Raw genomic sequence first — 22,867 nt, forward strand, 5'->3', positions numbered from 1 at the left:
ATGAGCGAACCGTTCGACCTCAATGGCCTTGGCATCGACACGCTGGGCGTGCGCGCCGGCACGCTGCGCAGCGAATTCCACGAGCACTCGGAGGCGATGTACCTGACCTCCAGCTTCTGCTTCGGGACCGCGGCGGAAGCCGCCGAGCGCTTTGCCAACTCGGAAGAAGGCTACACGTACTCGCGCTTCACCAATCCCACCGTGGCGATGTTCCAGTCACGGCTGGCCGCGCTCGAGGGCGCGGAGGCGTGCCAGGCCACGGCCTCGGGCATGAGCGCGATTCTGTCGGTGGCACTGGCCACGCTGCAGTCCGGCGACCATATCGTGAGCTCGCGCTCGATCTTCGGGTCGACGATGACGCTGTTCAACACGGTGCTGGGCAAGTTCGGCGTGGAGACCACCTATGTCGATGGCGGCGATCTGGCGTCATGGCGTGCGGCCGTGCGTCCCAACACCAAGCTGTTCTTCCTCGAGACGCCGTCGAACCCGCTGACCGAAGTGGCGGATATCGCCGCGGTGGCCGATATCGCGCACAACGCGGGCGCGTTGTTCGTGGTCGATAACTGCTTCTGCTCGCCGGCACTGCAGCAGCCGCTGAAGTTCGGCGCGGATGTCGTGGTGCATTCGGCCACCAAGCATATCGATGGCCAGGGCCGCGTACTTGGCGGCGCGATCGTCGGCACGCGCGACTTCATCATGGGCAAGGTGTTCCCGTTCGTGCGGACCGCGGGCCCGACGCTGTCGGCGTTCAATGCGTGGGTCATGCTCAAGGGCATGGAAACGCTGGCGATCCGCATGGAGCGTCATTCGTCGAACGCGCTCACGCTGGCCGAGTTCCTCGAATCGCATCCGGCCGTGGCGCGTGTGTACCACCCGGCGCTGAAGTCGCATCCGCAGTACGAGACCGCGAAGCGTCAGCAGAGCGGCGGTGGCGCGATCGTGTCGTTCGAGCTCAAGGGCGCCACGCCCGAGCAGCAGCGTGCCAACGCCTGGCGTGTGATCGACAACACGAAGCTGTGCTCGATCACCGGCAACCTCGGTGACACGCGCACGACCATCACGCACCCGTACACCACCACCCACCTGCGCGTCGCCCCCGAAGCGAAGGCCGCGGCGGGCATCGGCGAAGGCCTGATCCGTCTGTCGGTGGGCCTGGAGTCGATCGAGGACCTGAAGGCAGACCTGCTGCGCGGACTGGGTAACTAAGTCCTTGGGTTTGCTCCCCTCTCCCTCTTGGGGGAGAGGGGCCGGGAGAGAGGGCTCGCTTTTCTCACTTCAGCATGCGCCGCCGCAACATCACCAGCGCCACGATCAGCGCCACCACCGCATAAGCCACCAGCACCCCCACATGCAACGCCGCATGCTGCACCGGCGTGCCCAGCATCAGCGGCCGGATCAACGCCACCGCATGCGATAGCGGCAGAAAGCCCGTGGCCGTACGCACGCCTTCCGGCAACTGCTCGAGCGGAAAGAACACGCCGGACAGCAACAGCATCGGCGTAATCACCAGCGTCTGGTAGAACATGAAGAAGTCATAGCCCGGTGCAAACGCGGTGACGATCATCGCCAGGCTGGCGAACGTGATGCCGGCCAGCACGATCACCGGCAATGCCATCAGCGCGCCCGGCATCTGCGCGTAACCGAGCGCGCTCGCCACCAGCATGATGGCGGCACCCGACAGCACGGCCTTGCTGGCGGCCCATACGATCTCGCCCAGCACGACGTCGCCCAGCGTCAGCGGCGCGTGCATGATCGCCTCCCACGTGCGCTGGACATGCATGCGCGAGAACGCCGAGTACATCGCCTCGAAGCTCGCCGACATCATCACGCTGGAGGCCGTGGTACCCGCGGCAAGAAACGCGATATACGACACGCCGTTGACCTGGCCCACCAGCAGACCCAGCCCGAGCCCAAGCCCGAACAGATAGATCATCGGGTCGGCAAGATTGCCGATCATCGACGGAATCGCAAGCTTCTTCCACACCATGAAGTTGCGATACCACACCATCATCCAGTTGCGCGCGTTACGCGGCAGCAGCGGCTGAGGGTAGTGCGTGTGGATGGCGGCGGGGCGGGCTACCGCGGCCACGCCAGTATTTTGGGGATCCTGTTCGCTCATCTCAATCTCTCATGTCGCGGCCGGTCAGCTTGAGGAACACGTCCTCGAGATTCGCGGGCCGGTGCAGGTAGCGGATGCCCGCGCGGCCGTGCAAGGCGGCCAGCAGCGGCGCGGGCTCGCGCACGTAACAGTACAGCGTCTCGCCTCGCATCTCGCAGCGCTGGCCGAGCGGGCGGACCACTTCGTGGATCGGCTCGAGCTCATCGCCATAGATCTCCACGACATCGCACCCGATCTCGCTGTCGATCAATTCATGCGGCTTGCCTTCGGCAATCTTGCGGCCGTTGTCGATCACGCACAGGTGGTCGCACAGCCGTTCGGCCTCTTCCATGAAGTGCGTGGTGAGCAGAATGGTTTTGCCCGCGGCGATCAATGACTTCAGGCGCTCCCAGATCAGATGGCGCGCCTGCGGATCGAGGCCCGTGGTGGGTTCGTCCAACACCAGCAGATCGGGATCGTTGATCAGCGCGCGCGCCACGGTCAGGCGCCGGCGCATGCCGCCGGACAGATCGCGCACCTGCGCCTTGGCGCGATTCTCGAGCCGCGCGAACTCGAGGAGCTTCGGTACACGTTCTTCGATCACCGCGGACGACAGCCCGAAATAGCGGCCGAAGATGCGCAGATTCTCGATCACCGAGAAATCGGGATCGAGATTGTCGAACTGGGGCACCACGCCCACGCGCATGCGTGCCTGCGGCGCGCGCTGCGGAATCGGCTCGCCGCATAGCGTGAGTGTGCCGGATGCAGGGGTGGTGAGCCCCAGCAGCATGCGCAGCGTGGTGGTCTTGCCCGCGCCATTGGGCCCGAGCAGGCCAAAGCACTGGCCTCGCTGGACTTCGAGGTCAAGGTCGTCGACCACGACGGTGTCGCCGTAGAGTTTGCGCACCTTGCGCAGTTGAAGGATGGCGGTCAAGGCTGGCCTCGTTGGAATGCAATACCCGCCATTATGCCGATCGTCCCGTGACGCAATGCAGCACCAATAACATTGGCAGGGGACATGCAGACATCGACCGGACTTTGTACTACGCTGTGGCGACGACAACGATCCATACAGGGGCAGACGCATGTCATTCGAACACTGGCTCGCCTTCGTGCTCACGAGCATCGTGATCCTGATCATTCCGGGGCCGACGATCCTGCTCGTGATCGGCGATGCGCTGGCCCATCGTGGCCGCAGCGCCTTCGCCACCGTGGCGGGCGTGGCCGCAGGGGACCTCACAGCGTTCACGCTGTCCATGGCCGGCCTCGGCGCCGTGCTGGCGGCGTCCGCAACGCTGTTCACGGCCCTCAAGTGGGCAGGCGCGGCCTATCTCGTGTATCTCGGCGTCCAGGCGCTACGCACGGCAGGCAAGGCCCACGCGATGCAGGTGTCGTCGCAGGCCGGCAGCGGGCGCCAGCGCTTTGCCAAGGCGTGGCTCGTGACCGCGCTGAATCCGAAGAGCATCGTGTTCTTCGTGGCGTTCGTGCCGCAGTTTCTCGATCCGCATCTCGGGTTCTGGCAGCAGGCGGTGGTGCTGATCCCGACGTTCGTCGTGATGGCGAGTGCCAATGCCATGGTCTACGCGCTGCTGGCGCGTTCGCTGGCCACGCGACTGACCACACGCCGCGCGCAGTCGAATGTGCAGCGCGCGGGCGGCATCACGCTGATCGGCGCGGGTGCGCTGATCGCAGCCAGGAGCTAGTCGTCATCACACGAAAATCGAGGCGAAAAAAAACCGCCAGAAGCCTGGCGGTTTTTCTTTTTGCTGACGCGAATCAGTACAGCTTCTTCGGCAGCATTTGCATGCGGAGACGCTTGCGCAGGCGCGATTCAGCAGCCTTCTTCTTGCGCTTGCGCTCGGTCGTCGGCTTTTCGTAGGCCGTACGGCTCTTCAGTTCCACGATCAGGCCAGTCTGCAGAATGGCGCGACGGAAACGACGCATTGCAACTTCAACGGGCTCACCCGGTTTCAGAACGATCTTAGTCAACTCAGTCCTTCAGGAAATGCCGCAGCAGCGGCGGTTCATGCGGGGGGAAACGTCGTCGCTGTCCGGCTCCGGAGCCATCGGCGACTGAGGTATGCACGCTGCGACAAAGTCGCGGTGCCCCCCGAGGACCTGCAAGAGAGTAATCGGGGTGTTCGAGCCAAATTTTCCTACGTAGGTAAAAACTTGGCGGCCTACCTGTTTCCTTGGATATTGCGCAAGTAATACGCCGGTAAGCTTTTACAGGTTTACGGGTCAAGCGTCAAGTGAAAGCGCCTTTCAACGCCTTCCCGCAGGCTACAAGTGTCGAAGTCTGCCTTCGGCGCATTCCACATGTTTCGGCGGCCGACGATGGACGGTCGGAGCGGGCACGTCTAGCTTTCAGTTCATGACGGACGACGCGCGAGGAAGTCATGGGTAGATCGGGAATGCGAAGCACGCTGTGTGGCGTGGCCATGGCGGGCCTGCCCACCAGCATGCACGAGGTGCCTGCAACGTGGTCAGCGCGCGTTGTGCTGAACAGTGCGCACGACGCGGCGATGCTCGCGCGCGTGGCGGGCCATTATGGGCTCGCGGCCGGGTCAGAATCTGGCGACCGGCACGAGGTGGCAGTGGTCGAGCTGGGTGCGCATGCGCTGACGGCGCTGCGCAATGCCGGTGTCGCGGTCGAGGTGGACGAAATGGAGACCGCGCGCATCGCGCGCTTTCAGGCGCAGCAAGGGCCATCCCATGCGTCGCCATCTACGCCGTCGCGCAGCCAGCGCAGCGCGGTGCCCAATGCCTTCCATAGCGTGTCGGCCTGTTACCGCGGCGTGTCTCGCATCCAGACGGACATGGAAGAACTCGAGCGGCACTATCCGCAACTGGCGCGCGTCACGCTCGTTGGTCAGACCTGGAGCCAACGGCAAGCCACCACACTGCGCGATCTCGCGACGCGGGTCCTGCCGGCGCGCTGGGCGGCGGCATTGCCAGATCGCTTCGGTCGTGGGCGCCGCTATGGCATCGTGGCGCTGGTGCTCGGCAATCGCATGGCGCTACGGCGCAGGGCCATGCCGCGCATGGTCATCACCGCGGGACTGCACGCGCGCGAACTCGCGTCGTCGGAGGCGGCGATGCGGTTCGCCGAATGGTTGGTGCGGGGTTACGGTCAGGATGCCACCGCGACCTGGCTGCTCGACCACAACGAGTTCCACTTCGTCGTGCACGCCAACCCCGATGGACGTGCAATGGCGGAGCAGGGCGTGTTGGCGCGTGGCGGCGGCTGGCGCAAGAATCTCAACGTCGTGGACGGACACTGCAGTACTTCGCCCGTCGACTCGGGTGTCGATCTCAATCGCAATTTCGTGCACGGATGGGGCGGCAATAGCCCGCACGCGTCTTCAAACGATCCGTGCGACGAGACGTATCGCGGGCCAGCGCCGCTATCGGAGCCCGAGTCGCAGGCGCTTACCCAATACATCGCCGGAATTCGCGGCGACGATGGCGAATACCACGGAGGCGTCCTTCGCGATCTGCGTGCTGAACGGAACGATGGAGATGGCAGCAACGTAATGCGGGCCGACTACCCCGGGCCGGCCGACTACCCCGGGCTCTACGTGGATCTGCACAGTTTTGGCGGATGGATCCTCTGGCCCGATGGCGGTGGAGGGGTTTCCGCGCTCGCGCAGCGCATGGCGTGGCACACGCGCTATCGTGCAACGCAGCGTCTCCACTATCCGGTGGAGGGCGAGTCGACCGCGATGTTTCGCGCCGCGCTCGGCGTGCCTGCGCTGGTGGTGGAGCTCGCGAAGTCGTTTTACGAGCCCTGCTACGAATTCCAACGTACGACGCTGCCGCCCGCGCTCGATGCCCTGCGCTATGCCGCCCGGACGCTGCGCGCGCCCCGCATGCTGGCGCGCGGCCCCGACGTGACCAGTGTGCGGCTTTCGGCGGCGCGCGTGCGGCAGGGCGAGGTCGTGACGATTGCGGCCACTCTCGACGGCGATCGTTATCGATACGATCGCGGCTTGCGCGGCCAGCCCGCCGTGCCGCGCAATCTGCCGCGGCGCGTGCTCACCGCGCATGCTTCGGTGCGCGTCATGCCGGATGACGCCAGCGTCCGACCGATCGCGCTACGTGTGATCGAACGACGGGGCGCGGCGGCGGAAGTATCCGGCACGCTGGATACCACGCATCTGCCGGCAGGGCGGCATCTCGTGTTCGTACAAGGGGTGGGATGGGGTGGCGTACGGGGTGCGCCCGATGCCGTGTTTCTCGACATCGCACCCTGATGACGGGGTGGGGATCGATGAGCAAGGCAGAAAAGAAAAAGCAGAAAAGAAAAAAGGCCGATGCGCTTGCATCGGCCTTCGTTCTGTATTGGGTGGCTCCCCGACCTGGGCTCGAACCAGGGACCTACGGATTAACAGTCCGGCGCTCTACCAACTGAGCTATCGGGGAACAGCTGAGAAAGAAATTATAACCAGCTTCTCTTCGTTTCGTCAACAACTTTTTGACGTTTTGATTTCCGTCGGAAGCCGCGGGTGAAACTCTGGTTCGCTGCCAGTCCTGCTCAACAGCGAGGCCGCATTATAGCGACGCTTTTTGATTTGTGCGACAAAAAAACCGCCCGGAGGCGGTTTTTTTTGCGATCGATCGAAGGATCAATCAAACACCGGCGAATCGACGCCGAGGATCTTATGCAGCTTCGGCGAAGTCGTCGTGTACTGCATGTGGATCTTCTTCTCGGGGAAGATGTACGGCGCGGCGCCGAACGCTGCCAGCGCGGCTTCATGGAAGCCCGACAGGATCAGCTTCTTCTTGCCCGGATACGTGTTGATGTCGCCCACAGCGAAGATGCCCGGGATGTTCGTCTCGAACTTCTCGGTATCCACCTTGATCTGCTTGCGTTCGAGGTCCAGGCCCCATTCGGCGATCGGGCCGAGCTTCGGCGACAGGCCGAAGAACACCAGCAGATCGTCGAGCGGCAGGCGGCGCGTCACGCCGTCGGCGCCGGCCACCTTGACCTCGGTGAGCACGCCGTCCTTCTCTTCGTAGCCGGTGATCTGGCCGACCAGGAACTGCATCTCCATCTGTTCGCACAGATCCTTCATCTTGGCCACCGAGGCCGGCGCGGCGCGGAAACCATCGCGACGGTGCAGCACCACGATCGACTCGGCCTTGCCGTGCAGATCCAGTGCCCAGTCGAGCGCGGAGTCCCCACCGCCGACGATCACGAGGTTGCGACCATGGAAGCGACCCGGTTCCTTCACGCGGTAGAACAGTTGCTTGCCGTCGAACTTGTCGATGCCTTCAACCTTGACCGTACGCGGCTGGAACGAACCCACGCCCGCGGCGATAAAGATGGTCTTGGTCAGGAAGCGGGTGCCGAGCGAGGTCTCGACGAAGAAGCGGCCGTCTTCCTGGCGCTCGACGATCGCGACTTCCTGGCCGAGGTGGAAAGTCGGCTCGAACGGCTCGATCTGCTTGAGCAGGCTGTCGGTCAGTTCCTGGCCTGTGCAGATGGGCACGGCGGGAATGTCATAGATCGGCTTGTCGGGGTAGAGCTCGACGCACTGGCCGCCGACTACCTTGAGCGAGTCGATCACGTGCGCCTTGATCTCGAGCAGGCCGAGTTCGAAGACCTGGAAGAGACCGACCGGGCCGGCACCCACGATCAGCGCGTCGATTTCCAGCGGATGGCCGCCGGTGTTGCCACCGTTGCCTTGCTGGGTCGCGTCGGCCACGGGATTGGGAATGCTCAAGTCCATATTCGTCCTGATACGTTGTGGGCACCGAAGTGCCCGGCATTGCGGGAAAGCGCGTGGGGACGGCTTTCGTCTATCGTGTTAGAAATTACCGCTGCAGGTATTGCAGCTTGTCGGTGACGTCCTTCCACTCTTCGGCTTCGGCCAGCGGGGCCTTGGTCTTGGTGATGGACGGCCAGAAGCGCGCGAGGTCGGCGTTCAGGGCGATGAAGTGCTGTTGATCGCCAGGCACGTCTTCCTCGGCGTAAATCGCGTTCACCGGGCATTCGGCCACGCACACTGCGCAATCGATGCATTCGTCGGGGTCGATGGTCAGAAAGTTCGGGCCTTCGCGGAAACAATCGACCGGACACACATCAACGCAGTCGGTGTAGCGGCAACGGATGCAGGAGTCGGTGACAACGTGAGTCATTTCGGTTCCAGAAAAACGGGTCGGTCTTCGATGGGAAGCAATATGGCCACTTATCGCCGGACGAGCGCCGGCCGTGGCCTTTCAAAGACCGCTATTGTAGCTGAGCCATCCGGCAAGGATAGCCACTCTATATAGCCAGGTAAGACAGTTTTCTTATTTCTTTATGTGAACCGAGCGCAAAAGTGTCCCAAAAGAGCCTGAAACCCGCGCCAGATCGTGCATTCCGGAAATTTGGAGAGTGATTCCAGCCTACTATTCCCTTATATTTCCCGGGTCTTTTGCCCCGCTCTGGAGTTCAGTTCGATGCCGTTTTCCGCCTGCGGGCGCCGTCACCGGTGGCCGGTCCTGCTGTCCACCGCCATGCTGCTTGCCCTGCCCGCCCTGAATGTGGCGACAGCCTCGGGGCAATCGCTGGCCGTGTCGAACACCAACGACAGTGTGGTCGCGCGTCTGGTCGCGCAGCGTGCCCGCAGCGATCAGCCCGTCGCGCTGTCCACGCTGACGTCGTTCGAATGGGATAGCTTCAGCGTGATTCGCGCGCCGGCCGGCGAGAGCATGGCCAACTGCGGGCGGCAGGGTTTCCTGCCGTGCGGGCCCGAGTTGCGGCCCGCCCCGGACAGCGTGATTCAGGTGCTGCGCTTCGAGCGCAATGGAGAGTTCGTGTACGAGGAGCGCATCATGGCCGCGTCGGGACGCTTTGCCGAACCGCTGCCGACCGCGGTGCCGCGTCCGCAGGCCACTCTGGTGTCGTGCCCGGGGCAGGGCAGGCAACCGTTGTGGTGTCTGCAGCCACACGGTCCGCGCCCGGCGCAGCGCTTTCTGGATGGCGGCTGAGGGGCGTCCTCCGCGGGGACATCGGTTAGGATGTCTGCCTCGCGCATTGCTCCCGCCACGCCCCGTTCGTTATGATCATTCGCTCGCTGCTCGACACCGACCTGTACAAATTCACGATGATGCAGGTGGTGCTGCACCACTTCCCGCAAGCGCAGGTCGAGTACCGGTTCAAGTGCCGCAACAAGGTCGATCTGACGCCGTATGTCGATGACATCCGCGACGAACTCGCGCAACTGTGCGAGCTGCGCTTCACGGAGGAAGAGCTCGAGTATCTGCGCGGGATGCGCTTTATCAAGAGCGACTTCGTCGACTTCCTCGCGCTGTTCCATCTCAATCAGAAGTACGTGACCGTGGAACCCTCGGCCGCCGGCAATGGCGAGATCGACATCACGATCCGCGGCCCGTGGCTGCATACGATTCTGTTCGAGGTGCCGCTGCTCGCGATCGTCAACGAGGTGTATTTCCGCCGCACGCAACCCGAGCCCGATCTGGCCGAAGGTCGTCGCCGGCTGGAGGCCAAGCTCACGCTGCTGCAGGCCGCGCCGTATGCGGATTGCGTGATCGCGGACTACGGCACGCGCCGGCGTTTCTCGGGCGACTGGCAGGAAGAGGTGCTGCTGACCGCGCGGGATATGCTTGGGGCCCAACTGGCGGGCACGAGCAACGTGCATTTCGCGCGGCTGCACAACATGACGCCGCTTGGCACCATGGCGCATGAATACCTGCAGGCGTGCCAGGCCCTCGGGCCGCGGCTGCGGGACTCGCAGGTGTTCGCGCTCGAGAACTGGGCGCGCGAATATCGCGGCGATCTCGGCATCGCACTCTCGGATACGTACGGCTTCGACGCGTTCCTGCGCGACTTCGATCTGTACTTCTGCAAACTGTTCGATGGCGTGCGCCACGACTCGGGCGATCCGCTCGAATGGGGCGAACGCATGCTCGCGCACTATGCGGACAACCGCGTCGATCCGCGCGGCAAGACGCTGATCTTCAGCGACAGCCTGAACATTCCGAAGGTGATCGAACTGTACGACCGCTTTCGCGGCCGCTGCCGGCTCGCCTTCGGCGTGGGCACCAATCTGACCAACGACCTAGGCTACACGCCGCTGCAGATCGTCATCAAGATGGTGCGCTGCAATGGCCAGCCCGTGGCCAAGCTGTCGGACACGCCCGAGAAGACGATGTGCGACGACCCTGGCTATCTGGCCTATCTGCGACAGGTGTTCGCGGTTCAGCGCACGGCTTAGGAATATTCACGACGGACCGCGCAAGCGGCGCGTTTGTGATGGGCCGGGCAGGCCTATAATCGGCCGAACGATTTTTCCTGATGCCCGACTCTTCTCCCGACGACCATGGACACCACTGCCGCCCGCGACCGAATTCTTGCCCGCATCCGCGCCGCCCAGGGCCGTTCGCCCCAGGTGGGGCCGGGCGAGCGCGAGGCCGTGGCCGATTACCTCGAGCGTCATCCGCGCGGCCCGCAGCCCGCGCTGGGCGATGACATCACGCAAGTGTTCGTCGAGCAGGCGCAGAAGATGGCCTCGACCGTCGATCGCGTCGCCACGCTGGCCGACGTGCCCGCCGCGGCCGCGCATTATCTCGAAGGACTGAGCTTGTCGCGCCGGGCGATCGCGTGGGAGACGCTTGGCGAGCTGCCGTGGCAGGCGCACGGTCTGGACGTCGAGGTGCGTCCGCCCCTGCGCGATGCGCAGGGAGATCTCGATCATGGCGACCTGGTCGGCATCACCGGCTGCTTCTGCGCGATTGCCGAGACGGGCTCGCTGATGCTGTTGTCGGGCCCGCAGACCTATGCCTCCGCGGCACTGCTGCCGGAGACGCATATCGCGGTGGTGCCCGTGTCGCGCATCGTCGCCAATCTCGAGGCGGCATTTACGCTGATGCGTACCGAGCGTGGCCAGCTGCCGCGCGCGACCAATGTCATCAGCGGGCCGTCGCGTACCGCTGATATCGAGCAGTCGCTGGTGCTTGGCGCGCATGGACCGTACCGCGTGCATGTGATTCTCGTTGACGACGTGTGACGCGCCGTAGGTCTTCGACTTGAACGCTCGAATTGAAGTTATTGCGACTCCATTTTGAGACCTGTCTCATAGGGGTTTGCTTTACACTGGGCCTTCCTTACGTCACAGGGAAGGCCTGCCAATGCGGCTGATTTTCTCGCTTCTTTTTTCGCTCGCGCTCGGAATGCCGTCGCTCGCGCTCGCGGCGGACGTCGATGGCGCCACGCTGTCCCCGCTGTGGGGACTCCCGTTCGCAGGCATCCTACTCTCCATTGCGCTGTGCCCGCTCGTGATGCCATCGGTATGGCACCACCACTACGGCAAGATCGCGGCGGGGTGGGGCGCGCTGTTCCTCGTGCCGTTCGCGGTTGCATTCGGCGCGCACGCGGCCGTCGCCAACGTCGTGCATGCGTTGTTCGCGGAGTACCTGCCGTTCATCGTGCTGCTGACCGCGCTCTATGTGGTGGCGGGTGGCATCTGCGTGCGCGGCAATCTGCATGGCTCGCCGAAGCTCAATACGTTCCTGCTCGGGCTCGGCACCGTACTGGCCAGCGTGATGGGCACCACGGGCGCGGCGATGCTGCTGATTCGCCCGCTGCTGCGTGCCAACGACAATCGCCGTCACGTCGCGCACGTGGTGGTGTTCTTTATCTTCCTGGTGGCCAATGCGGGTGGCGCGCTGACGCCGCTCGGCGATCCGCCGCTGTTCCTGGGCTTTCTGAAGGGCGTCGATTTCTTCTGGACGCTGCGCCATATCCTGCCCGAGACGCTGCTGCTGTGGGTCGTGCTGCTGGCGCTGTTCTACGTCGTCGACCGCCATTATTGGCGCAACCGCGAAGAGCAATTGCCGCGCGATCCGACGCCTGACACGGCCGGCATCCGCCTGGAAGGCAAGGCGAACTTCGCGTTGCTGGTGGCGGTGGTGGGGCTGGTGCTGATGAGCGGGCTGTGGCAGCCGGGCGTCGTGTTCGACCTCATGGGGACCGAGGTGCCGCTGCAGGCCGCGATACGCGATGGCATGCTGATCGTGGTGACGCTGGTATCGCTTGCGGTGACGCCACGCAGTGCGCGCGTCGGCAACGAATTCAACTGGGAGCCGATGCTCGAGGTCGGCAAGCTGTTCGCGGGTATCTTCCTGACGATCATCCCGGTCATCGCGATGTTGCGGGCCGGCACCGACGGCGCGTTCGCTGGCGTGATTCGCCTGGTCAGCGATGCCAATGGGCAGCCAATCGATGGCATGTACTTCTGGGCGACGGGTATCCTGTCGTCGTTCCTGGATAATGCCCCGACGTATCTGGTGTTCTTCAATACCGCGGGCGGCGACCCGGCCACGCTGATGACGCGCGATGCGTCGACGCTCGCCGCGATTTCCGCGGGTGCGGTATTCATGGGCGCCAACACCTATATCGGCAACGCGCCCAACCTCATGGTCAAGGCGATTGCGGAAAGCCGCGGCGTGCGTATGCCGAGTTTCTTCGGCTACATGGCATGGTCCGGGGCAATTCTGCTGCCGATCTTTTTCGTGATGACATTCCTTTTCTTCCACGTGTGAGCGCTATGAAGCCATCCATCCTCGTGACGCGCGCGATCTATCCCGATGTGATCGATCGCCTGGCGCAGTATTTCGATGTCGACAGCAACCAGGAAGACGCGGTGCTCGACGCCGCCGCGCTGCATGACCGGCTGACCGGGAAGGCGGGCGTGCTCGCCAACGCGGCGGACCGTATCGATGGCGCACTGGCGGCTGCGTTGCCGCAGCTCCGCGCGGTATGCAACATGGCAGTCGGCTACAACAACCTCGATGTGCCCGCACTGACCGCGGCCGGTGTGGTGGCCACCAATACGCCCGACGTGCTGACCGAAACCACGGCCGATTTCGGCTGGGCCTTGCTGATGTCCACCGCACGGCGCGTAACGGAGTCCGAGCACTATCTGCGCGCGGGCAAGTGGGAGCGCTGGAGCTACGACATGCTGGTGGGCATGGATATCTTCGGCGCGACGCTCGGCATTCTCGGCATGGGCCGGATCGGGCAGGCTATCGCGCGGCGCGCGGCGGGTTTCGGCATGCCGGTGATCTATCACAATCGCAGCCGTCTGCCGGCAGATACCGAGCAAGCGCTCAATGCGCGTTACGTCGGCAAGGACGAGCTGCTGGCGCAGGCCGATCATCTGATTCTGGTGCTGCCGTACAGCCCCGAGAGCCATCATGCGATCGGCGCGGCGGAGCTGGCGAAGATGAAGCCGACGGCCACGCTGATCAACCTCGCGCGCGGTGGCATCGTCGACGACGCCGCGCTCGCCAGTGCGCTGCGCGCGCGCACGATCTTCGCGGCGGGGCTCGACGTGTTCGAGGGTGAGCCGAGTGTGCATCCGGACCTGCTGACGGTGCCCAACGTCGTGTTGACGCCGCACATCGCGAGTGCCTCCGAGAAGACGCGGCGCGCGATGGCGAACCTCGCTGCTGACAACCTGATCGCCGCGCTCGATGCGGGCCCAAACGCCGGGCATCCGCCTTCGGTCATCAACCCCGACGTACTGCCACGTCGCCGCTAAGCGCTGCTCAAGGAATTTATGGACTGGCTGCAAATCCTGACGTTCTTCGTCGCGTTGATCGGCGTGGCGTTGCTCGTCGTGTTGCTGGCACGCACGCGTGCCTCGTCGCCAGACGCCGAGCTTGCGCGCCTGCTTGCCGCGCACCTGGCAGAACTGCGCGGCCAGGTGCGTGACGATGCCTCGCGCGGCTTCGAGCGCGTGGAGCGCGAGCTGCGCCACGAGATCGACGAAACCGCGCGTGCAAGTCGGGGCGAAGCCGGCCAGCAGATGATGCGGTTGCAGCAGGCGTTGCTATCGCAACTGACCGAGATCGCGCGGCTGCAGAACAACCAGATCGACACATTCGCGCAGCAGCTTGGTCGACTGACCGAATCGAACGAACGACGGTTGATCGAGGTGCGCGCGACCATCGAACAGAAGCTGCGCGATATCGAGACCAACAATGCCACCAAGCTCGAGGAGATGCGGCGCACGGTGGACGAGAAGCTGCACGCGACGCTCGAGCAGCGCCTTGGCGAATCGTTCAAGCTGGTGTCCGATCGGCTCGAACAGGTTCATCGCGGGCTTGGCGAAATGCAGATGCTGGCGCAGGGCGTCGGCGACCTCAAGCGCGTGCTGACCAACGTAAAGACGCGCGGCACGTGGGGCGAAGTGCAGCTGGAGATGTTGCTCGAGCAAATGCTGACGGCCGAGCAGTACGGCAAGAATGTCGAGACCGTGCGCAATTCGGGCGCGCGCGTTGAATTCGCGATTCGTCTGCCCGGCAGGGACGTACATGGCGAGCCGGTGTGGTTGCCCGTCGATGCAAAGTTTCCGAAGGAGCAGTACGAGCGACTGGTCGATGCGCAGGAGCGCGGCGATGTGGATGGCGTGACGGTGGCGGGGCGCGAACTCGAGGTGGCGTTACGCGGCGAGGCGCAAAAGATCGCGGAGAAATATCTGTCGCCGCCGGCCACGACCGACTTCGCCATCCTGTTCTTGCCGACCGAGGGGCTTTATGCGGAAGTGTTGCGACGGCCGGGGTTGACCGATCTGCTGCAGCGAAACTATCGCGTGACCGTAGCAGGGCCGACGACGCTGACCGCGTTGCTCAACAGCTTGCAGATGGGGTTTCGCACACTGGCGCTGGAGAAGCGTTCGAGCGAAGTCTGGGAAGTGCTTGGTGCGGTCAAGACCGAGTTCGGCAAGTTTGGCGAGGTATTGGCCAAGACGCGCGACACACTCGTGCGCGCGGCGCGCAATATCGAACAGGCGGAAGTGCGCACGCGGCAGATGGAGCGCAAGCTGCGCAATGTCGAGGCGCTGCCCGGAGAATTGGCGGAACAGCTACTGGGAACGACGCAGCCGGAAGCGGGCGGGCCCGCTATGGAGTCCGCAGGGGGCGCTGCGGAGTTACCCAGTACCTCCACTACGCCCTCAGCGGAGTAATCAATCCTGCCGCGTTAGTTCACGCACGTGAACTTCGATACCACCGAAACGGGCGGCAACCCAGTTGTAGGCCTTGCAGCCCAGCCACAGCAGGCCGAAGCCGATCAGCGCGTTGAGGATGAGAGCCGTGAATACGGTGATGCCCGGCAGGTCGCCATAGCGGATGAAGGCGACGAACAGCCCCATCGCCACGATCGGCACCGAGAAGCACAGATAGACCAGCACCAGCGCGCGGGCGGTCTTCACGGGGTGGAGGTATGCAATCTCCTGATTCATGACGGCGATATAGCGGCGATATGGGGGTGAAGAGAGGAGTACGGTGAGTACATATTTTCGTGCTGCAAGTGTAGCGACTGAGATTATGGCCGCATAGCCCGCTAATGGGCGGCATGCGTAATTCAAAGGTTTGATGTCGTAACCCCGCCAGCGAATGCTGCACAAAAACGACAGATTGTCGTGCGCCGCTATCGATCATCGATTTTGGTGATCAATATGACGGATCCATGTCAGACGAGGCCATCGAACGGCATCACGTTGACGGCGCCGCCGGCCGCGATCGTCTCCTCATCGTGGCCCAGCACGATAAAGCAATTGGCTTCGCTCATCGAGCGGAGCACGCCGGAACCCTGCTGTCCGGTGATGCGAACCTCCCACTCGCCATCGGCGCCGCGCACAAGGAGACCGCGCTGATATTCGGTGCGTCCAGGCCGTTTGCGGATCGACCCCGCGCTGCGCACGCGAAACAGCGGCAGCGGCGGCACCTCGGCACCCATCTGGCGATGCAGTGCCGCGCGCACGAAATGGTAGAACGTGACCATGACCGCCACCGGATTGCCGGGCAGCCCGAACAGCAGCGCATCGCGACCATCGGACGTGATACGGCCGAACGCCATCGGCCGTCCCGGACGCATCGCGATCTTCCAGAACGTGACCTCGCCGAGCCGCGCCATGGTCTGCTTGGTGTAGTCCGCTTCGCCGACGGAGACGCCGCCCGACGTAATGATTGCATCCGCGTTCTCGCACGCGCTGCGAAACGCCTGTTCGAGCGCGGCCGGATCGTCGCGTACGACACCCATGTCGATCAGATCCACATGCAGGCGGCTCAACATGCCGTGCAGCGTGTATCGATTGGAATCGTAGACGCAGCCCGGATCGAGCGGTTCGCCGACCGAGCGCAGTTCGTCGCCCGTGGAGAAGAACGCCACGCGCAGCCGGCGCCGGACCTTGACTTCGGGGATGCCGAGCGACGCGAGCATGCCGATATCGGCCGGGCGCAGGATGCGGCCGTTCTGCAGGGCGGCCTGGCCGCGCGCGAGATCCTCGCCGCGGCAGCGGCGGTTGTCACCGGCGCGCACTACATCGGCGGCAAACCGGATGCGCTGGCCGTCGCCGAGCACTTCCACGAACTCCTGCGGAATCACGGTATCGCAGCCGGCCGGCATCACCGCGCCGGTCATGATGCGCACGGCCTGCGTGGCGGACGGCGCCAGCTCGGTGGCATCACCCGCATACGACGTGCCTACCACTTCGAGCATCACACCATTCGTGCCAGCGCTGGCCAGTGCGGCACCTGCAAACGCGTAGCCGTCCATCGCCGAATTGTCATGCGCGGGCACATCGATCGGCGAGACCACATCCTCAGCGAGCACGCGATCGAGTGCGGACCGGATCGCGACCTGCTCGACGCCGCGGATCGGCTCGATCACGTCGGCGATGATCGCGCTCACCTGATCGACGGTCAGCGCGGCGGGATCGTAATCGGACAGGCAAGAGATGACGGATTGCAGGGAAGGCATGTGTGGTGTCAGCGCGCTTCGTGCGCGCGCAGTTCGTCCAGTGTGTTGATGTTGGCGAAGGCGGCGGCGTCGTCGAACGGCACCTCGACGAGCCGATGGCTTGCCATCCAGGTCTCGACCTTGCGGCCACCGCGATCCAGATAGTCGCACAGACTACCGCGCGCGCTGGCGGGCACCAGGCAGAACGTCGGCTGCGGCTGGCGACGACCGTCGTCGCGGATGGTGACTGGCATGGCGATCTCGGCCTGCGCGGCATCCACCGCCTGCGCGAGTCGCGCGACAAGATCGACTGGCAGGAATGGCGTGTCGCACGGCGACATGACCAGCCATGCGGTTTCGCAGCGCGCAAGCCCGGCCAGCAGTCCAGCCAGTGGGCCATCGAAACGCACTTCGGTACCGGCCTCGCCGCCACCCGTGTCGTCACTCACCACGGGCACGCCGAACGCCGCATACGTGTCGAGATTGCGATTGGCATTGATGAGCTGGGCACCGGTCTGAGGCGCGAGCCGGTGCAGCGTATGCAGCGCCATGGGTACGCCGTTAAGCGGTTGCAGGCCCTTGTCGATGCCGCCCATGCGGCTGCCGCGGCCGCCGGCGAGGATCAGTCCCGTGATGTGCGAGCGTTCGATCATGACGTGGCCATTAGTCAGCCACCGATATAAGACATCTCGATCTTCTGTTCGGCGCGCGCCAGCCGCACGGCGGGATCACCGCGCTGCTCCGAATAGTTGTCGGTACGGTCGCGCCAGATCTGCGCGATCGCGTTGGAGATCTCGAGGTCGCTATGGCCGCCGCGCAGCAGCGCGCGCAGGTCGTAGCCCTCGGTCGCGAACAGGCACTGGTAGAGCTTGCCTTCGGTGGACAGGCGGGTGCGGCTGCAGTCGCCGCAGAATGCATGCGAGACACTCGAGATCACGCCGATCTCGCCGCCGCCGTCGCGGTAACGCCAGCGTTCCGCGGTTTCGCCAGTGTAGTTGGCGGTAATCATCTCGAGCGGGAACGCGTCGTCGATGCGACGTACAACCTCGTTCGATGGCAGCACCTCGTCCATCTGCCAATGATTGCTCGCCCCGACGTCCATGAATTCGATAAACCGCACGATGATGCCGGTATTGCGGAAATGGCGCGCCATGGGCACCACCTCGGCGTCGTTCGTGCCACGCTTGACGACCATGTTGACCTTGATCGGCGCGAGGCCCACCGACTGTGCGGTCTCGATGCCGTCGAGCACATCGCGCACCGCGAAATCGACATCGTTCATGCGCCGGAAGGTCGCATCGTCGATCGCGTCGAGGCTGACGCTTACCCGCGTCAGACCCGCGTCGCGCAGCGCGCGCGCCTTGCGGGCGAGGAGGGAGGCGTTGGTTGTCAGGGTCAGATCGAGCGGCTTGCCGGACACGGTCTCGATGCGCGCGAGCATCTCCACCAGCCGTTCGATGTTCTTGCGCAGCAACGGCTCGCCGCCGGTCAGGCGAATCTTTTCCACGCCATGCGCGACGAACAGCCGCGCGGCGCGCTCGATTTCCTCGAAGCTCAGCAGCGCCGAATGCGGCAGGAAGGTGTAGTCCTTGTCGAACACCTCCTTCGGCATGCAATAGACGCAGCGGAAGTTGCAGCGATCGGTCACCGAGATGCGCAGGTCGTGCAGCATGCGGCCACGCGTGTCCGTCACCAGCCCGGTGGGCGGGGTGAGCCGCGCCGGAATGGCAGGCGTCATCGAACGGTATCGATGGTCGCGCAGGTCGAAGATCGGAATGACGGTGTCGGTCATGGGCGGGGGCGCTTGCCGCGACACAGGCCGCAGCTATGGTGCCATTCTAGCCGACACCGTCCAACTACCGTGCCGGGGCGGGCGTACACCTGAGGTTACAGATCAGGAGTACAGATGTTGCGGCGCCAAAAGAAAAACCGGCAGGCCTTGCGGCGCTGCCGGTTCGTCCGTGCCGCACGACCGCCCGCATGGGGCGAATCGGGCGGCCGCGGTGGCGCGTTACTGTTGCTGTTGTTGCTGCTGCTGCGTCGATTCCTGCTGACGGCCGCCGGTTTCAACCATGACCATCGGACCCTGGGGTAGCGGCGGCAGCGGCTTGCGCTCGCGCGGCGCGCGCGGTGCCGGCGCGACGCGGGCAGCGGCTTCCTGCGCGGCGCGATGCTTGCTGTCGTCAGTCTGCACCCACTGCAGGCCGGCTGCGGACAGCATCGGCTCGAGCGTTTCCGCGGTTGCGCGGCCAGTCGCGGCTGCGGGAGCCGCCACAGGCGTGGCAACCGGGGTAACGGCCGGAGCCGCAACCGGAGCAGCGATCGGTGCCTCGATCGGTGCAGCCACAGGAGCGGCGGTCACTTCAGGCGACGCGACGACCGGTTCCGGCGTAACGACCGCTGCCACGGGGGCAGGGGCCGGAGCCTCTACCGGTGCGGCGGGAGCAGCGACCGGGGCGGCGGCCGGAGCCGAGTAGCTAGCGGTTACAGGCTCCACTTCCGGCGTGACCGGGGCAAACACGGGTTCCGGTGCCACTGGGGCCACCGGGGCCGACGGCAAGGCCACTGCGGTAGCCGGTGCCGGCTCTGCCACAGGTTGCGCTGCCACGACCGGTTGTGCCACTGGCTGCGACACCGGTTGTGCCGCGGGTTGCGGCGCCACGGGGGTGGCGGTCTCGAAGTACTCGGACTCGGTCTCGGTGACGCCAGCGGCCACTTCGGCCAGGTTGCCGACATTCTCGCCATCGGCACCTTGCGACTCGTCACGCTCGCGACGATAGCGGTTACGGCCGCGACGGTTGCGGCGGCGGCGCTCTTCGCCCTCGCCACCTTCCGTTGCAACACCGTCCGCACCTTCGGCGCGCTCGAGCGCATCGGTGGCTTCTGCCGCGTCAGCATCCTGCGCAGTGTGGGCAATCGTCGTCGGGGCCGACTGAATGGCCTCGAACGCGGTTTGCGGAGCTGCCACGTCGGCGTTCAGTTCCTCGGTGTTCTCGCCACGCTCGCGTTGGCGTTCGCGCTGGCGCTCACGACGTTCCTGATTGCGTTCGCGGCGGCTGCCGTCCTGACGGCCGTCGGTACCTTGGGCGGCGTCTGCCTGACGCGCGATAGCCGGGGTGGCCTGCGCATCGCGCGGCGCACGGGCCGGGCGTTCGCCACGTTCACCGCGCTTCTCCGCACCCTGCTCGGCGCGCTGGTCGCCTCGTTGCTCGCCACGCGCCTCGCGCGGTTCGCGTTGCTCCTTCTCGGGACGCTGGCCACGGCCCTCGCCACGTTGGCCGCGTTCACCGCGCTCGCCACGTTCACCACGGGCTTCGCCGCTACGACCCTGGCCACGGCCTTCGCCGCGCTGGCCACGTTCACCGCGCTCGCCACGCTCACCGCGTTCACGGCGACCTTCACCACGACCTTCGCGACCTTCACGGCCCTCACGCGCTTCACGGCCTTCGCCGCGTGCCTGCGCCGAGCTGGCGGCCTTCACCGGTTCCGCTGCGGGAGCGGCCGGGCGGGCGCCAAACAGACCCTTGAGCCAGGCGATGAAGCCACCGCTGGCCACCGGCTGCGTGGCCGGCACCGGACGTGCGGCGGCCGACGCGTCCGGACGCGGGGCGCGTTCGGCGCGGGGCACCGAGACGGGCGCCGGTGCGTCGGGCGTGATGCCCTTGACGGCCGCTTCCTGACGCGGACGCGCATCTTCCTTCTTGCGGCTGCTGTAGCTCGTGTCGGCTTCCAGCTCCTTGGCCGCGGCTTCCGCCATGCGATAGCTGGCCGTGGCGTCCTCGAGGCGCGGGTCGTCGTGACGCAGGCGTTCGAGCTTGTAATGCGGGGTCTCGAGGTGCTTGTTCGGGATCAACAGCACGTTGACCTTGAACCGCAGCTCGATCAGGTTGATTTCCTGACGCTTCTCGTTGAGCAGGAAGGCCGCCACTTCCACCGGCACCTGGCAGTGGATTGCCGCGGTGTTCTCCTTCATCGCCTCTTCCTGGATGATGCGGAGCACCTGCAGCGCGGACGATTCGGTATCGCGGATATGGCCGGTACCGTTGCAGCGCGGGCACGTGATGTGCGAACCCTCGGACAGCGACGGACGCAGGCGCTGGCGCGACAGCTCCATCAGGCCGAAACGGCTGATCTTGCCCATTTGCACGCGTGCGCGGTCATGGCGCAGCGCATCCTTCAGGCGCGTTTCCACGTCCTTCTGGGCCTTGCCGGACTCCATGTCGATGAAGTCGATCACGATCAGGCCGCCCAGATCGCGCAGACGCAACTGGCGGGCGATTTCGTCGGCAGCCTCGAGGTTCGTGCGCAGTGCCGTTTCCTCGATGTCCGCACCCTTGGTAGCGCGGGCCGAGTTCACGTCCACCGAGACCAGCGCCTCGGTGTGGTCGATCACGATGGCACCGCCCGACGGCAGCATCACCATGCGGGAGTATGCCGATTCGATCTGGTGTTCGATCTGGAAGCGCGAGAACAGGGGGACGTCGTCGCGGTACTTCTTCACGCGACTCATGTTGTCCGGCATCACCACGCTCATGAAAGCGCGCGCCTGTTCGTAGATCTCGTCGGTATCGATCAGGATTTCGCCGATATCGGGCTGGAAGTAGTCACGGATCGCGCGGATCACGAGGCTCGATTCCAGATAGATCAGCAGCGGGGCCTTGTTGTCGCCGGCGGCGCCGTCGATGGCCTTCCACAGTTGCAGCAGGTAGTTCAGGTCCCACTGCAGTTCCTCGGCCGCGCGGCCGATGCCAGCGGTCCGGGCGATGATGCTCATGCCGTCCGGTACGGACAGTTGACCCATCGTTTCGCGCAGTTCCTGACGGTCTTCACCCTCGATGCGGCGCGACACGCCACCGCCACGCGGGTTGTTCGGCATCAGCACGAGGTAGCGGCCGGCCAGCGAGATGAACGTGGTCAGGGCAGCGCCCTTGTTGCCGCGCTCTTCCTTTTCCACCTGGACGATCAGTTCCTGGCCTTCATGCAGCGCGTCCTGAATGCGCGCATTGCGCACGTCCACGCCTTCCTTGAAAAATGCACGGGCGACTTCCTTGAAAGGCAGGAAGCCGTGACGCTCTTCGCCGTAGTTCACGAAGCACGCCTCGAGCGACGGCTCGATGCGCGTGATGACGCCCTTGTAGATGTTGCCCTTGCGCTGTTCGCGCCCGGCAGTTTCGATGTCGATGTCGATCAGCTTCTGACCATCGACGATCGCGACGCGCAATTCCTCTTGCTGCGTCGCGTTAAAAAGCATGCGTTTCATCGCAATACCTCACTCCTGTGTCGCGCGGGGCCAAAAAAGCAAAAGGGGCCCTACGCGCAACGATTCATGGAGCACGCGAGGAAAGAGAGCAGGGTGGGAGAATTGCCAGGGCACCAACGCGCAAGACATGCGCGCCGGCAGGGCACGGGTGAGTGGAGAGGCGATGACGTCGAGGCAGTCGTCCGCTGGCAGGGAGGGGCACCGAACGTCCTGCTCCTCATGCAGCGACTCCGGCGAACTCCCGGATGCCAGCGGCGGCGCGGCCAGCACTGCATGCCTTCGGCATGCGTGCCTCGCACCGCGGCTGGCCGGGCGGCCCAGACGCGTCAAAGAGCAAGTTTTTCGGACACGGCAGATGAAACCCTCGCCTACCTGACTCCTCCTTCTGTCTCCTTCTGGGCGCGCTGGCTGCTTCTTCTAGTTCTGCGACCGGGCGCCGTACATCAGGAGTGTGTCATGCCGACGCGACGCCGGCATGACAAGTCAGGTGGCAGGTCAACCTGCCGGCCGGCATCGGATTCCCGATACAGGCGGTCTTCTCTCACCATTTGCGGATGCCACCGGGCATCCGCATCCAAATTCTGATCTACCTGATAGCTCTGTTCCCACGTGCCCGCCGTCTTCACCGAAGCCGCCTGTGGGCGACTTCCTGCGCGCCGGCGTGGCGCGTGCGTGCTGCTGATGCCGTCATTCACCTATCCGGGGCGCGCGAATATATGCGAGTTTGCGCGGGACGGGCCGGGCTGGCGGCAAC

At 64.7% G+C, this 22,867-nt stretch carries 19 protein-coding genes and 1 tRNA gene; 9 read left to right on the top strand and 11 right to left on the bottom strand.

Annotation, left to right across the window (positions count from 1 at the left end; all coding sequences use genetic code 11):
* The gene (locus LDO41_RS00815; protein ID WP_223980654.1) at positions 1 to 1,206 is read left to right on the top strand and encodes an O-succinylhomoserine sulfhydrylase; all 1,206 of its coding nucleotides are present in this window, start codon (positions 1 to 3) and stop codon (positions 1,204 to 1,206) included.
* A 64-nt stretch (positions 1,207 to 1,270) separates the two neighbouring features.
* Here LDO41_RS00815 and LDO41_RS00820 read toward each other — a convergent pair whose 3' ends face one another.
* Together LDO41_RS00820 and nodI are read right to left on the bottom strand one after the other, a co-directional pair.
* The gene (locus tag LDO41_RS00820; RefSeq protein ID WP_223980657.1) at positions 1,271 to 2,119 is read right to left on the bottom strand and encodes an ABC transporter permease; all 849 of its coding nucleotides are present in this window, start codon (positions 2,117 to 2,119) and stop codon (positions 1,271 to 1,273) included.
* A gap of 1 nt (position 2,120) precedes the next feature.
* Positions 2,121 to 3,032 carry a nodulation factor ABC transporter ATP-binding protein NodI gene (nodI, locus tag LDO41_RS00825; protein WP_223980660.1) on the bottom strand — a complete coding sequence of 304 codons (912 nt, stop codon included), beginning with the start codon at positions 3,030 to 3,032 and terminating at the stop codon, positions 2,121 to 2,123.
* 151 nt (positions 3,033 to 3,183) lie between these two features.
* Here nodI and LDO41_RS00830 point away from each other — a divergent pair, with 151 nt between their 5' ends.
* Positions 3,184 to 3,801, top strand: a complete 618-nt coding sequence (locus tag LDO41_RS00830; protein ID WP_223980663.1) for a LysE family translocator — start codon at positions 3,184 to 3,186, stop codon at positions 3,799 to 3,801.
* A gap of 73 nt (positions 3,802 to 3,874) precedes the next feature.
* Here the strand turns inward: LDO41_RS00830 and rpsU are convergent, their stop codons facing one another.
* Positions 3,875 to 4,087 (bottom strand): 30S ribosomal protein S21, encoded by a 213-nt coding sequence (gene rpsU / locus LDO41_RS00835; protein WP_029044331.1) that lies wholly within the window; start codon positions 4,085 to 4,087, stop codon positions 3,875 to 3,877.
* Positions 4,088 to 4,512: 425 nt separating this feature from the next.
* Here rpsU and LDO41_RS00840 point away from each other — a divergent pair, with 425 nt between their 5' ends.
* Entirely contained in the window at positions 4,513 to 6,354 is a 1,842-nt protein-coding gene (locus tag LDO41_RS00840) for a M14 family zinc carboxypeptidase (RefSeq protein WP_223980666.1), read from the top strand.
* A gap of 93 nt (positions 6,355 to 6,447) precedes the next feature.
* Here LDO41_RS00840 and LDO41_RS00845 read toward each other — a convergent pair.
* From LDO41_RS00845 to fdxA, 3 genes are all read right to left on the bottom strand, one after another.
* Positions 6,448 to 6,523, bottom strand: a tRNA-Asn gene (locus tag LDO41_RS00845).
* A 203-nt stretch (positions 6,524 to 6,726) separates the two neighbouring features.
* Positions 6,727 to 7,833: an NAD(P)/FAD-dependent oxidoreductase gene (locus LDO41_RS00850; RefSeq protein WP_223980668.1), complete on the bottom strand. Its 1,107-nt coding sequence runs from the start codon at positions 7,831 to 7,833 to the stop codon at positions 6,727 to 6,729.
* An 85-nt stretch (positions 7,834 to 7,918) separates the two neighbouring features.
* Positions 7,919 to 8,242 carry a ferredoxin FdxA gene (gene fdxA, locus LDO41_RS00855; RefSeq protein ID WP_223980671.1) on the bottom strand — a complete coding sequence of 108 codons (324 nt, stop codon included), beginning with the start codon at positions 8,240 to 8,242 and terminating at the stop codon, positions 7,919 to 7,921.
* A gap of 303 nt (positions 8,243 to 8,545) precedes the next feature.
* On the opposite strand from fdxA, the gene LDO41_RS00860 reads away from it, so the two are divergent.
* The 6 genes from LDO41_RS00860 to LDO41_RS00885 all read left to right on the top strand — a co-directional run bounded on the left by LDO41_RS00860 (position 8,546) and on the right by LDO41_RS00885 (position 15,078).
* The gene (locus LDO41_RS00860; RefSeq protein WP_223980674.1) at positions 8,546 to 9,076 is read left to right on the top strand and encodes a hypothetical protein; all 531 of its coding nucleotides are present in this window, start codon (positions 8,546 to 8,548) and stop codon (positions 9,074 to 9,076) included.
* A gap of 71 nt (positions 9,077 to 9,147) precedes the next feature.
* Positions 9,148 to 10,323, top strand: a complete 1,176-nt coding sequence (pncB, locus tag LDO41_RS00865) for a nicotinate phosphoribosyltransferase (protein ID WP_223980677.1) — start codon at positions 9,148 to 9,150, stop codon at positions 10,321 to 10,323.
* A gap of 105 nt (positions 10,324 to 10,428) precedes the next feature.
* The gene (locus LDO41_RS00870; RefSeq protein ID WP_223980680.1) at positions 10,429 to 11,115 is read left to right on the top strand and encodes a LutC/YkgG family protein; all 687 of its coding nucleotides are present in this window, start codon (positions 10,429 to 10,431) and stop codon (positions 11,113 to 11,115) included.
* A 121-nt stretch (positions 11,116 to 11,236) separates the two neighbouring features.
* A complete protein-coding gene (locus tag LDO41_RS00875) occupies positions 11,237 to 12,649 on the top strand; it encodes a sodium:proton antiporter (RefSeq protein ID WP_223980683.1) in 1,413 nt (470 codons plus the stop codon).
* Positions 12,650 to 12,654: 5 nt separating this feature from the next.
* Positions 12,655 to 13,650 (top strand): 2-hydroxyacid dehydrogenase, encoded by a 996-nt coding sequence (locus tag LDO41_RS00880; protein ID WP_223980685.1) that lies wholly within the window; start codon positions 12,655 to 12,657, stop codon positions 13,648 to 13,650.
* Positions 13,651 to 13,668: 18 nt separating this feature from the next.
* Complete coding sequence (locus tag LDO41_RS00885; RefSeq protein ID WP_223980688.1) at positions 13,669 to 15,078, top strand: DNA recombination protein RmuC; 1,410 nt, start codon at positions 13,669 to 13,671, stop codon at positions 15,076 to 15,078.
* On the opposite strand, the gene LDO41_RS00890 is transcribed toward LDO41_RS00885, so the two are convergent.
* The 5 genes from LDO41_RS00890 to LDO41_RS00910 form a co-directional block, all read right to left on the bottom strand.
* Positions 15,079 to 15,354, bottom strand: coding sequence for a hypothetical protein (locus tag LDO41_RS00890; RefSeq protein WP_223980692.1), 276 nt, complete (start codon positions 15,352 to 15,354; stop codon positions 15,079 to 15,081).
* A 230-nt stretch (positions 15,355 to 15,584) separates the two neighbouring features.
* Positions 15,585 to 16,874, bottom strand: a complete 1,290-nt coding sequence (moeA, locus tag LDO41_RS00895; protein WP_223980695.1) for a molybdopterin molybdotransferase MoeA — start codon at positions 16,872 to 16,874, stop codon at positions 15,585 to 15,587.
* 8 nt (positions 16,875 to 16,882) lie between these two features.
* Complete coding sequence (gene mobA / locus LDO41_RS00900; RefSeq protein ID WP_223980698.1) at positions 16,883 to 17,506, bottom strand: molybdenum cofactor guanylyltransferase MobA; 624 nt, start codon at positions 17,504 to 17,506, stop codon at positions 16,883 to 16,885.
* A gap of 14 nt (positions 17,507 to 17,520) precedes the next feature.
* Positions 17,521 to 18,645, bottom strand: coding sequence for a GTP 3',8-cyclase MoaA (gene moaA / locus LDO41_RS00905; protein ID WP_223980701.1), 1,125 nt, complete (start codon positions 18,643 to 18,645; stop codon positions 17,521 to 17,523).
* Positions 18,646 to 18,864: 219 nt separating this feature from the next.
* Positions 18,865 to 22,113 (bottom strand): Rne/Rng family ribonuclease, encoded by a 3,249-nt coding sequence (locus tag LDO41_RS00910; RefSeq protein ID WP_223980706.1) that lies wholly within the window; start codon positions 22,111 to 22,113, stop codon positions 18,865 to 18,867.
* Between the last annotated feature and the right edge of the window lie 754 nt (positions 22,114 to 22,867).

Origin of the sequence: Cupriavidus pampae (assembly GCF_914271485.1) — a bacterium.
In the GTDB taxonomy this organism is placed as follows: Bacteria; Pseudomonadota; Gammaproteobacteria; order Burkholderiales; family Burkholderiaceae; genus Cupriavidus; species Cupriavidus pampae.